Genomic DNA, 12,402 nt, shown 5'->3' on the forward strand with positions numbered 1-12,402 from the left:
ACTTGTACCAAATATTTATGACTCACGGGTTTATTTAGATGACGAGTATCTCTTTAATAATGAGAAGGATACTCGGATAATCGTTTCTTTTATTGCTTTATAAAAACATGTCAGAAATTACAACCATGGAGAAGGTACAGGGTTTAAGTAATCAATCGAAAAGGAAAACTAAAAACAAAAATATGTTGAGGAGGCTAAAAATGACGAAAAACTATGATCTCATTGTAATTGGTTCCGGTTCCGGAGGCTCCGTTACAGCTTCGAAATGCAATAATGCAGGGTGGCGTGTAGCTATGGTGGATGAAAAACCCTTTGGCGGCACATGTGCATTAAGAGGATGTGACCCTAAAAAAGTATTACATGGAGTTGCAGAGTTAATTGATTGGATCGAACGAATGCAGAAAAATGGTGTTAAGTCAGAGGCAAAAATTGATTGGGAAGAACTGATGACTTTTAAACGTACATTTACAGAACCAGTTCCTGAAAAGAAAGAACAGGCACTAAATAAAAAAGGAATTGATACGTATCATGGTAAGGCATCCTTTCTTAATGAGCATCAAATAGATGTAAATGGAGATGTTTTGGAAGCGAAATATATACTGATCGCAAGTGGTGCAATGCCGACCCCTTTGCAAATAGAGGGAGAGGAACACCTTACTTACAGCGATGAATTTTTAGAGTTGGATGAGTTACCTCGTAAAATCGTATTTGTCGGTGGAGGATATATATCGTTTGAGTTTGCACATATCGCTGCACGTGCAGGTTCCGATGTTCACATCGTCCATCGAGGCGAAAGACCATTAGAAAATTTCGATAGAGATCTTGTCGATATCTTGTTGCAAAAATCAAAGGATATCGGAGTACAAGTACACTTGGAACATTCGGTAGAATCCATCGAAAAAAAAGAAGATAGGCTCATCATACATGCAAAAAAAGATGAGGAAGTTGTTCAGTTTCAAGCAGACCTTGCAGTCCATGGTGCCGGACGTGTCCCAGCTTTAGACATGGATCTTGAAAAGGGGAACGTGGAGAAGAAGAACGGTGGTGTCCACGTCAATGAATATTTACAAAGTGTAAGTAACCCTTATGTATATGCAGCTGGCGATGCTGCAACAACAGAAGGATTACCTCTTACGCCTGTAGCCAGTATGGAATCTCATATTGTAGCGACGAATTTGTTAAAAGGAAACAGTAAGGAAGCTGTATACCCTCCATTACCATCGGTTGTATTCACACTACCTAAGTTGGCTATGGTAGGTATGACGGAAGATGGAGCCAAATCTACAAAGCGAAACATCGTTGTAAAATCAAAAAATATTTCAGATTGGTTTACGTATAAACGGACAAATGAAAAATTTGCTGCTTATAAATTGTTGATTGACGAAGATGAAGATCGAATTGTAGGTGCACATTTAGTAGGTAATGAAGCAGATGAACTAATTAACCATTTTGCAACCGCAATTCATTTTGGTACTTCCACAAAAGAATTAAAACAGATAATTTACGCATACCCTACAACAGCATCTGACATAGCGCACATGGTTTGATTTCTATCTAAAACTGCCGAAAATTTCGGCGGTTTTTTTACTTGACGATCCTTTCTCTTATAAAACGCTGGAATGCAAATTCTTTTGCTGAACACAAATATCAATTGACCAGATATCTCCGGTAAGCTTTACGGTTTATACCCACAAAATATGCACTATCCATGCAAATGAAAAAATATCTTTTTACGAGCGATAAAAAATTATTTATCCGTTTACTGGCATGATAAATGGATATAGTAATTATGTAACAAATAACTCAAACCCAAAGGAGGAATGTAAGATGTCACATGAAAGGTACCAATCTGCTATCAAATCGCTGCATGAGTGTATGGAAGCTTGTAATCATTGCTATGATGCTTGTTTAAAGGAAGAAGATATCAATATGATGAAAGAGTGCATTCGGTTAGATCGAGAATGCGCGGATATGTGTGCATACTTAGAACAATCCCTAGTGAGAGGGACACCATTCGCATCTGAACTGGCTCAAGTGTGTGCGAAGATTTGTGAAACGTGTGGAGAAGAATGTAAGAAACATGATCATGATCATTGTCAAGAATGTGCAGATGCCTGCTTTAATTGTGCAGAAGAGTGTAAAAAAATCGCTTAAACCTAAACAGGGGAGACAGTTCAAATGTCTCCCCTGTTTTATGTTCAACAATTAAATAAAATATGAAATCAAAATGAGAAACGATATTTTGACTTTTCAAGTGAATGCTTATCCTTAATACATATGCGTTTTTTTGTTTTGCATAAATTATTCATATTTTCAGGGAAAGATATAGGTATGGGAGAAAATAATGTTAGGAGTGGTGAAAACTGACGACAAACATTGAAGGGAAAAAGGTTCAAGAAGCAGATACTAACAGAAAAAAGATAAAGCTGATCCTTCTACTCGCACTACCCGCAGTTGTGGAGAACTTTTTTCAGACTATCTTAGGTTTTGTTGATACGTACTTTGTTTCGAAATTGGGCCTAATACAAGTATCGGCTGTAGGGGTAACAAATGCTATACTCGCTATATATTTCGCTCTATTCATGGCCCTTGGGGTCGCGGCTAATGTATATATTGCTAACTTTATAGGTGCCAATAAAATAGAGAAGGCACGGCACATTGCACAACAATCAATTATTGTAACGATTGTTGTGGGTATAATCACTGGAATTATTACTATATTTTTTGCAGAGCCGTTGCTTAAATTAATGGGGATTGAGAGCAATGTACTGGATGCAGGGGTGACATATTTTAGGATTGTTGCCATTCCATCTGTATTTATGGCCTTGATGTTCGTTTTGAGTGCTATTCTCAGGGGGGCAGGCGACACAAAGTCCCCGATGAAGACGAGTATTATCATCAACATTGTGAATGCGTTACTGGATTACGTTTTTATCTTTGGTTTTTGGGTCATACCTGAAATGGGAATAGTCGGTGCAGCAACTGCTACAGTCGTAGCACGTGCACTAGGAACTTTTATACTATTTCGCTATACTCAAAAAAATACTTCATTAACTTTCAAAAAAGAATATTGGAAAGTAGATCCTGTTCATTTAAAAGAGCTGTTTATCCTAGGGACTCCCGCAGCAGGAGAACGATTGATTATGAGGGCAGGTCAAATTGTTTATTTTGGATTTGTTGTGGCTCTTGGAACCAATGTATTCGCAGCTCATCAGATTGCTGGTAACATTGAAGTCTTCTCTTACATGATCGGGTTTGGATTTGCCACAGCAGCAACGATTCTGGTAGGTCAGCAGGTTGGAGCCGGTAAGTTTGATGAAGCGAAAACATATGCAAAACTGTGTGTGTTTTTAGCAGTTGGAAGTATGGCTGTCTTTGGTCTCATATTATTTAGCTTAGGCGGATGGGCAGGCAGTTTATTTACAGAAGACAAAGTAGTGATCGGAAACATTGGAACAGCATTGAAAGTCTCAGGAGTGTTTCAGCCATTTTTGGCAGTTGTCCTTGTTTTAACAGGTGCCTTTCAAGGAGCGAATAATACAAAATTTCCTATGTATTTAACAGGAATCGGTATGTGGGCTATCCGAACGTTACTTGTTTATGTATTGGGCATTCAGCTTGGATGGGGGCTGCTAGGTGTCTGGATGGCGATTGGTTTGGATATTGCCTTTAGAGCCGTCGTACTAACCCTACAATTTCATCGTGACAAGTGGATTGTGGTGAAAGTGGAGCCGGAAGAAGACCCAGAATCTCATTGCCACCCTCAAACATCGAAGGAGAATATGTCAGCGTGTGTGAATAACTACTAAAAAAAGATGGAGCGATACTTGGCTCCATCTTTTTTTATTTCATGATTTAGTGGTGTCCCCCGTCACTTTCTGCAACGATTTCAAGCTTGTTATCGATTATCCCCTGGGTTTCATAAGAGATGGTTTCAATACTCCCCATTAAATAGGAATGATTATATGGACCTTCTTGGGGACTATCTTGAAAAGTAGGTTTAATCTTTGCAAGAAAATGATAAACAGAGTCCTCCAGTTTACCTTGGTCCAGCCAAATTAGCGGACAATGCTTTCCCAGGTGGGAAAATGGAGCTGTAGTAATGGCCAATTCAGGCTGGGAAGTTGAGATGAAGGAAAGCCCCCTCCCTGGCTTGTCGATACCCCATCCAAAACCACTATCCTGGTCTTTAAACATTGTGAATTCAATTGAGACTTCGACGGGATTATCTCCTGGAATTCTAGTAACGCTACCATATGTGCTCAGTTCTTCTTCTACGTGTTTAGAAATTATTTTTTCAGGCCCTACAATATAAATATTTGGATTCTTTCTTTTCTTAAGGGCTTTAATTGTTTCTAATGGAACGCCATTCGTTTCTACATATAAAATGGGCTCAGGCATATGAGCAATCCAATAACCAGCTACTAGAGAAAAAAGCTTTGCATGATCCTCGGAGGATACAACGAGGATATTTTCAGGATACTCATCTGTCAATCTTGCATATTCCTCATCGACTTTAAAAGCAAACTGAGCAGCCGTCTCTGCTGTTAACGATTTAACTTTATAAGAAGCCAATTGTTCATTCACATGATCAGTAATGTCTCCCATAACCATAATTTGAATCCCTTCAGAATTTCCTTTAGGTTGTAGTCTGTCGATTTCATTAAGTACTTCTTCCGATACACCTTCCGAGTCAAAATGAAAAACAGGTCCGTTATTTGGGTGATGAATAAAATTTACCGAGGCCAAGCCAATACTCCACGATTTATTCGGGAAAAGAATAACCGTGCCAGGTCTCGTTTCATCATGTGTGGCCGGCCAGATCATCTGGGAAGTATAGATTGCAGCCTCCAGCGTATTATCTGTATTTAGTCTCGAGACATTTTTCGTATCATATGTCTTAAGATTAACCACTGCGCGATCATTATAATTATTTGGTTTACTGGCAAACTCTTCTAATTGTTTATGTGTTTTCATCGAATCCTCCTAAAAATATAAGATGTAATTAGATATTTCCCCAAATAATTTGCAGATTGTATGCAGACCAATGGATTCAAAATTTACTCGATGAATTTATTCGTGTGAGTATTTTTTTGATTAACTGATTACGTAAAATGTAATAAGTAAGAAAGGAGCTTTAAGTGTGGGGAAAAGTTTAATTACATTGCTATCGAAACAGCTATCTAATACAAAAAAGAACCCCTTAGAAGAGGTTCTTTAAATATATATTAAGTTACGATCAGTAAACCGGTCATACCTTTTTCTTTATGCCCAGGGATGGTGCAGAAAAATCATATACCCCTTTTTCAGCAGAATGAAATTCTAGTTGATTTGAACTGTTTACTTGAGCATGAAGATGGAATGATTTATTAGATTGAGAAGAGTGGTCGGGCCCGCCACCAGGTGAATCAGTAAAATTAGCTGTAATTCCTTTAATTTCAATATCGTGCTCTACTTGATCGTCGTTTTGCAACACAATTCTGACAGTTGTGCCTTTTGCCACAGTTAAGGTGGATGGCTGATAGCGCATATCGGATGCAATGATGTTGATTGTGTGTATTCCTTCATGCTGGTTTGAACTGTTATGAATATATTGCGATTGATGCCCCGTCTGTTCTTTAGGTGAGTCTGCATAGGGCATAGTTGCAGATTTAAAAATTAGTTCACCAGAAACCAAAAATATAAGGAAGGTGACAAAGACAATCAAAGGCTTAAATAGCCATTTCTTCGTAATTAAGTATTGGTCAGGTTTGGCTCGCAGAAAAATAAAAAATAGAAATATAGAACTTAACGAAAGCACAGACAAAATTTTCAAAATCACAATAGATTCGTTAGGAGAAATCATTTCTCCAAAAATTGCTCCCATCATGCCACCCATCAAACCTGCCATTAAACCTTCGATGGAAGATAATGACTATGAATGACTCCAATCATCAGTCCGACAGTACCTCCTATCCCAATAGATAATAAAGTGGTATAGAATAAATCCCCTTGGTATAGTGCGCCGAACATTACTCCCAGCGTCAATCCAATACACATTCCTGTATACATGGAAATCATCATGTATGACATGGAAAGTAACCGTTCTTTAAATATTTTACCCATAATTATACAAACCAAGACTAAGAGTAAAAGAGTGAAAGAAATAAATAGTTGATATGGTTGAATCGTTATCTCCGCCTTTGTTTGCTTACATGATATGAGAAGAAAAGACAGACCATTCCTAAGTTACCTTTAAAATATAATTTGCATTAAATTCAGTACTTTCAAAAATGTAGGTGTATAGATACACTATTTTAAACTTAATAACTCATGGCTTCATTTTAAATTAACCATGACTTAGACGATGGTAGCTACAAAGCATTTTCAAATACAAGCCAACCAGCAAAAATATCATAGTGTAACCATACCCTTAAATATAGGGGAAGAGGGGTGAAAGCAGTTATTATTTTAAGCTGGTAGAAAGTGAAAATTTTCTTTAAAGAGCGGTATACATCAAGTATTATTAATTTCAAGGGCTTTAAGAAGCAGTGAAGTTACACTTTGATTTGATCGGGAAAGTACCCGAGCAATTCTTTTGAACCCTTGTCCGTGTGGTTATCTTGGATCCACATAAGGAGAATATCTTCATGTTCATCTATTAGAGGTAGAAGTACCTGTCTTTGCAACAAGTTTTTGCTGAATCATGAATTTATAAAGTTTGGTGGAATTTAAGTTTGATTGAATTGAATTCATTGGACTTTCAGGAATAAGTAATATGTGAGCTAATTAAGAAGGAATGAAGAATAATATGGAATGGTTGTCGCAACTTTGTGTTATCGTTATAGATGAATTTCTAAAGGAGAATTTATTCTTAACTGCTTTATTCAGTATAGCCATAAATATTTTTATAAGCGTTATTGGTGTAATACCAACCTTTTTTATAACAGCAATGAATATAACTCTGTTTGGTCTAAAAACAGGAATCGTAGTATCAATCCTGGGTGAATCTTTAGGAGCTATAATCAGCTTTATATTGTATAGAAAAGGGATTTCAGCTTCAAAACTTGATAGAGTAACAAGAAACAAATATTTTGTTAAATTAAAAAATGCTCAGGGGAATGAGTGGATATTCTTGTTGTTTGCATTTAGAATTGTACCATTTATTCCTTCGAGTGTGGTAACCGTGGCTGCATCTTTCAGCAACATTCATATTTTGGCATTTTCGATAATCAGCACCATTGGGAAAATTCCAGCTCTTTTATTGGAAGCGTTAATTGTTATAAATGTAATTGAAGCATCGCAGGGAAGTTTGATTTTAATGGTTGCTGCTTCAGTAATGGTCCTAGGCTATTTAATTTTCAAGATGAAAAGAAATAAAAAAAGAAATAAGACATAAAGCCCTGTAGGTTATTCAAAAATACAGGGCTTTTATTAATCAGCAATCACACTTATCATTCAGGCTGGTTATTCGCTTCTGGGTCTGGAGTGAAATTTGGTGTAAAACCACTGTATTTCACCATATTCACCATCCCAGCACTTGCATGATGAAGATCATGACAATGGAATAACCAGTTTCCTGGGTTATCTGCCTTAAATGCCACTACGTATTCATCGCCGGGATTTAAATTTATTGTGTCTTTCCAAATTGGAGAACCTTCTATTGGTATACCGTTTTTACTTAATACTTGAAAAAAGTGTCCGTGTAAATGCATGGGATGGTCATCACTTTTCGAATTGTTTGTCAATGTAACTTTTACAAGGTCGTTTTCATTTACCTTGATATTTTCTGTATTAGGGAATGTTTTATCATTGATGGTATAGGCCATTCCCTCGTCGTTCATTGCGGTATTCAAATCCATTGTATATTCAACATCATATTGTTGATCAAGGGTGAACTTATTCTCATCAGGTTCCCCGTACGATGTAAAGTTAAATTCCGGCAATTTTTGAGCTTGATTTGACTTATCTACGCTGGTCTCTGCACCTTCATATTTTATTAAAGTCTTCATACCTTCTGTGCCTTCCATTTCACCGTGGCATTCGAGGAACCACTCACCGGGATTGTCGGCATTGAATTCGATATCATAGCGTTCGCCTGGAGCGATGGAGACAACTTCGTCTTTAAGTTTCTGTGGATTCGTTATTTCCTGACCGTCAACTGCGACTACTTTATAATCATGTCCATGTAAATGTATTTTGTGGGACATGAAGCCAACATTCACAAGGCGAAGTCGAACCTTTTCACCTTCATTGACTTTGAGTGGTTCTATTGCTTCCCCACTTTTACCGTTTATGGAGAATACATCGTACTCACTCATATCATGACCCATAGAATTTTCCTCATCGTTCTCCATTTTTTCAGAGTTTTCGTTCTGACCCCCTTCTGAATTCATTTTTTCATGGTCCATGCCTTCCATCTCATCCATACCCGAGTTCTTTTCTTCGCTTATCCATTCATCGAGCATGAGCGTATAATCTCTGTCATAGCTGACTTCCTTTGGCTCGACAATTAAAGATCCATATAACCCTTTATCCATTTGTTCGACTGCATTTTGATGAGTATGGTACATATATGTACCTGCATCTTCAGGAGTGAATTCATACTGGAAAGTTTCTCCGGGTTGAACGGCATTCTGAGTAACCCCTGGAATACCATCCATGTCATTAGGAACAGTAATTCCATGCCAGTGAATAGTAACTGGGACATTTAATTCATTCTTTAAATTAATTTTTACTTTTTCCCCTTGTTTGACTCGAAGTTGTGAACCTGGAACTGATCCGTTAAAGGTTAATGCGTTAACGCTGGTTGTAGGAGTTAGTTGATGGATTCCTTCTTTTGCAGTGATTGTAAATTCGTTACCTGTCAATGTTTCTGTATCAACTGTCTTTACTCCATCTGATTGATCATCAGAATTTGTTGAACTTTGTTTGGCATTATCATTTGAACCACTATGGTCCATACTGCCCATGTCGTTTTCTTGTGAAGAACAGGCAGCTAATACGATTGTGAAAAATAGGGAAAAACTTAATAAAATTAACCTTTTCATCTCGTTACCTCCATAAAAGTTATAACTTAAGGTTAATGAAAATAAATGCAAAACGTATGAAATTAATTGTATGTAAAAAAAAGTTCACAATTATATAAAAAAGTGTCTCACTTCATATTTTCTCCTTATTTATCAGATAAACTATCCTTTATAAAAGGAGGTATGTTTTACAGTGGAGGACATAAACACGATTGACCGTATAGCAATAGAAGTTGGACCCTTTACTGTTTACTGGTACGGAGTAATTATAGGGTTAGGTATACTGATAGGGTTCTTGCTGGTTACTAAAGAGTCTAAAAAGACAGGTATGGACCATAATGTGTTTCCAGACCTTTTGATTTGGGCTATTCCTACTTCCATTCTTTTTGCAAGAATCTATTATGTTAGTTTTGAATGGGAATACTATAAAGAAAACCCGTTGGATATCATTGCTGTCTGGGAAGGCGGAATAGCCATTCATGGTGCGTTGATTGGGGCGGTATTAACCACAATTATTTACTGTTATAAAAAAGGCATATCTTTTTGGAAAGTCGCCGATATTGCTGCTCCGAGTTTGATCTTGGCTCAATCTATTGGACGATGGGGTAATTTCATCAATCAGGAGGCTCATGGAACTCAAGTGAGCAGGGAGTTTCTAGAATCAATGTTCCTGCCTGACTTTATAGTCGATCAGATGTTCATCGAGGGTAATTATTATCATCCGACATTTCTTTATGAATCAATGTGGAATTTATTTGGGTTTATTGTTTTGATCACTATTAGAAAAAAGTTCACAAAATTAAAGCAGGGAGATGTGTTCCTCACTTACCTGATTTGGTATTCCACGGGCAGATTTTTTGTTGAAGGAATGAGGACAGACAGTCTAATGCTTACAGACAGTATTCGAGTAGCTCAATTGATTTCGTTGCTCATTATTGGCATAGCTATTTTTCTGATGTATTACCGTAGAAAGAAGTATAGACTTGAACCATATCTTCACAACTATCGGAGGCACTAATGACTTGCGATGTTCAACGGCTATGCAGCATTGAAATTATGTGATGCATGTGCATCTAAATGTGAATATGCTGAAGTATGCCTTCAGTAACAGGTGCATCCCAATGACAGTATAATTACAATTATTGAACTTATTATGAAGCATAACAGCCATGACTGTTATGCTTTTTTGTTAATAGTAAAGGTATGGATTTTCATGAATTCTGCATATTTTTGGGGCATTACTAATTGAAAGATTGTTTATGAAGGAGGAATATTTGGATGAATCATCAAAATTCACATGATCATCATCAGCACCGAGAGTCTCACGGAGAACCAGGGATGAAAAATGAACATGTACACGGGGAGCATGAAGATCATGCTTCTCATCATGCCCATATGGTTGATGACTTTAAACGAAGGTTCTATATTTCGCTCATTATCACTATTCCGATATTGATTTTCTCACCTATGATTCAGGAATTCTTAGGGATAGATTTAAGATTTACTGGCGACATGTATATCTTATTCGGTCTTGCTACGTTTATATTCTTTTATGGTGGATGGCCATTTCTTGAAGGGTCCTGGAAAGAGTTAAAGCGAAAAGAACCTGGAATGATGACACTGATTGCATTGGCCATCACCGTAGCCTATGCCTATAGTTCGCTTACGGTATATGGTCTTTCCGGAAAAAACTTCTTCTGGGAGTTGGCAACGTTGATTGACATCATGCTCCTTGGCCACTGGATTGAAATGAAATCGGTCATGGGCGCTTCACGTGCATTGGAGGAGTTAGTGAAGTTAATGCCGTCAGAAGCTCACCTCGTCGATAAAGAAGGAAATGTAAAAGATGTTCCGACTTCAGAATTGAAACAGGGGGACAAGGTTCTGATTAAACCGGGGGAAAAAGTACCGGTCGATGGAACGATCATTAAAGGAGAATCCACACTTGATGAGTCAATGTTAACAGGGGAATCAGTGCCTGTTGAAAAATTCAAAGAAGATCAAATCATTGGCGGTTCAATCAATGGTGAAGGCTCTTTGACAGTTTCAGTGGAGAAAACAGGGGAAGACAGTTATCTCTCACAGGTCGTGACGATGGTGAAAGAAGCACAGGAATCAAAGTCACGAACACAAGACTTATCAAACCGTGCAGCTAAATGGTTGTTTTATATAGCTCTTTTAGCGGGCATCATTACAATGGCAGTGTGGCTGTTAATAGGGGAAAGTTTTGTTTATGCATTGGAAAGAATGGTAACAGTCATGGTTATTGCCTGTCCGCACGCATTGGGGCTGGCTGCTCCACTCGTAGTCGCAAGATCGACGGCAATTGCTGCGAAGAGGGGGCTGTTAATTCGAGATCGTACTAGCTTTGAAGGGGCAAGAATCCTTGATGCAATTGTATTCGACAAAACTGGAACGTTGACAGAAGGTAAGTTTGGTATCACTGATATAAAATTGGTTGAAAGTTCGGAAGAAGAAGTTATAAGGCTCGCTGCCTCATTGGAAGCCCAGTCAGAGCACCCAATTGCAAGAGGGATTTTCGAGGAAGCTGAAAAACGTTCAATTAAGTTATCTGAACCGGAAAACTTCCAATCCATTACAGGTAAGGGCCTTAAAGGGAGGATTAATGGCAAGAGCGTAATGGTGGTCAGTCCTGGTTATATGGCTGAAGAGAAGATTTCCTATGATAAAGATATTTATGAAAAACTATCCGGTGAAGGAAAAACTGTAGTGTTTGTACTTGTTGAGGGAGAATTATCTGCCATGATTGCTCTGGCGGATAAAGTTAGAGAAAGCTCCAAGGAAGCCATGAAACGATTAAAAGAACTCAATATCCGTGCTATGATGCTGACGGGCGACAACAAGCAGGTGGCCAACTGGGTGGCGAATAATTTAGATCTTGATGAGGTTTATGCAGAAGTGTTGCCTCACCAAAAAGCTGAAAAGATCAAGGAGGTGAAAAAAGAAGGTCTGAGAGTAGCAATGACGGGTGACGGTGTAAATGATGCACCGGCTCTTGCAAACGCCGACCTTGGTATAGCGGTGGGAGCGGGTACTGATGTGGCAATGGAAACAGCGGATGTTATATTGGTAAAGAGTAATCCGAATGATGTTGTGTCCATTATTTCATTATCGAAAGCAACGTATCGGAAGATGATTCAAAACTTATGGTGGGCTGCCGGTTATAACATTGTAGCTATTCCGCTGGCAGCTGGAGTCCTGTACAATGCAGGAATTGTACTGAGTCCGGCAATTGGAGCCGTACTAATGTCACTCAGTACCGTGATAGTAGCTATTAATGCACGTTTATTGAAAGTTTAAGGTTTTTTGAGTAACGCGCAGGTGACTTACTTGAGGAACACTCTAAGAAATTTAACAGCATAGATCACAATAT

Annotated in this window: 10 protein-coding genes; 6 read left to right on the forward strand and 4 right to left on the reverse strand. The window is 38.1% G+C overall.

Going from position 1 to position 12,402, the window contains the following annotated elements; all coding sequences use genetic code 11:
* Nucleotides 1-200 precede the first annotated feature (200 nt).
* The 3 genes from BAA9072_RS15315 (at nucleotide 201) to BAA9072_RS15325 (ending at nucleotide 3,809) form a co-directional block, all read left to right on the forward strand.
* Entirely contained in the window at nucleotides 201-1,547 is a 1,347-nt protein-coding gene (locus tag BAA9072_RS15315; RefSeq protein ID WP_201715553.1) for a dihydrolipoyl dehydrogenase family protein, read from the forward strand.
* 280 nt (nucleotides 1,548-1,827) lie between these two features.
* On the forward strand, nucleotides 1,828-2,154 hold the full coding sequence (locus tag BAA9072_RS15320) for a four-helix bundle copper-binding protein (protein WP_201715554.1): 327 nt from the start codon (nucleotides 1,828-1,830) through the stop codon (nucleotides 2,152-2,154).
* 221 nt (nucleotides 2,155-2,375) lie between these two features.
* Entirely contained in the window at nucleotides 2,376-3,809 is a 1,434-nt protein-coding gene (locus BAA9072_RS15325; RefSeq protein ID WP_201715596.1) for an MATE family efflux transporter, read from the forward strand.
* A gap of 46 nt (nucleotides 3,810-3,855) precedes the next feature.
* Here the strand turns inward: BAA9072_RS15325 and BAA9072_RS15330 are convergent, their stop codons facing one another.
* From BAA9072_RS15330 to BAA9072_RS15340, 3 genes are all read right to left on the reverse strand, one after another.
* Nucleotides 3,856-4,977 carry a cell wall-binding repeat-containing protein gene (locus tag BAA9072_RS15330; RefSeq protein WP_201715555.1) on the reverse strand — a complete coding sequence of 374 codons (1,122 nt, stop codon included), beginning with the start codon at nucleotides 4,975-4,977 and terminating at the stop codon, nucleotides 3,856-3,858.
* Between the two features lie 274 nt (nucleotides 4,978-5,251).
* Complete coding sequence (locus BAA9072_RS15335) at nucleotides 5,252-5,890, reverse strand: cupredoxin domain-containing protein (protein WP_201715556.1); 639 nt, start codon at nucleotides 5,888-5,890, stop codon at nucleotides 5,252-5,254.
* Nucleotides 5,890-6,105: a hypothetical protein gene (locus BAA9072_RS15340; RefSeq protein ID WP_201715557.1), complete on the reverse strand. Its 216-nt coding sequence runs from the start codon at nucleotides 6,103-6,105 to the stop codon at nucleotides 5,890-5,892. Before BAA9072_RS15340 ends, BAA9072_RS15335 begins: the two co-directional genes overlap by 1 nt.
* A gap of 673 nt (nucleotides 6,106-6,778) precedes the next feature.
* On the opposite strand from BAA9072_RS15340, the gene BAA9072_RS15345 reads away from it, so the two are divergent.
* Complete coding sequence (locus tag BAA9072_RS15345) at nucleotides 6,779-7,378, forward strand: TVP38/TMEM64 family protein (protein ID WP_201715558.1); 600 nt, start codon at nucleotides 6,779-6,781, stop codon at nucleotides 7,376-7,378.
* Nucleotides 7,379-7,433: 55 nt separating this feature from the next.
* Here BAA9072_RS15345 and BAA9072_RS15350 read toward each other — a convergent pair whose 3' ends face one another.
* Nucleotides 7,434-9,029 (reverse strand): multicopper oxidase family protein, encoded by a 1,596-nt coding sequence (locus BAA9072_RS15350; protein WP_201715559.1) that lies wholly within the window; start codon nucleotides 9,027-9,029, stop codon nucleotides 7,434-7,436.
* A 172-nt stretch (nucleotides 9,030-9,201) separates the two neighbouring features.
* Here BAA9072_RS15350 and lgt point away from each other — a divergent pair, with 172 nt between their 5' ends.
* Together lgt and BAA9072_RS15360 are read left to right on the forward strand one after the other, a co-directional pair.
* On the forward strand, nucleotides 9,202-10,026 hold the full coding sequence (gene lgt, locus BAA9072_RS15355; RefSeq protein WP_201715560.1) for a prolipoprotein diacylglyceryl transferase: 825 nt from the start codon (nucleotides 9,202-9,204) through the stop codon (nucleotides 10,024-10,026).
* Between the two features lie 260 nt (nucleotides 10,027-10,286).
* Nucleotides 10,287-12,329: a heavy metal translocating P-type ATPase gene (locus BAA9072_RS15360; RefSeq protein WP_201715561.1), complete on the forward strand. Its 2,043-nt coding sequence runs from the start codon at nucleotides 10,287-10,289 to the stop codon at nucleotides 12,327-12,329.
* Nucleotides 12,330-12,402: the final 73 nt, after the last annotated feature.

It is taken from the genome of Rossellomorea arthrocnemi, from assembly GCF_904424705.1.
Taxonomy (GTDB): Bacteria; Bacillota; Bacilli; order Bacillales; family Bacillaceae_B; genus Rossellomorea; species Rossellomorea arthrocnemi.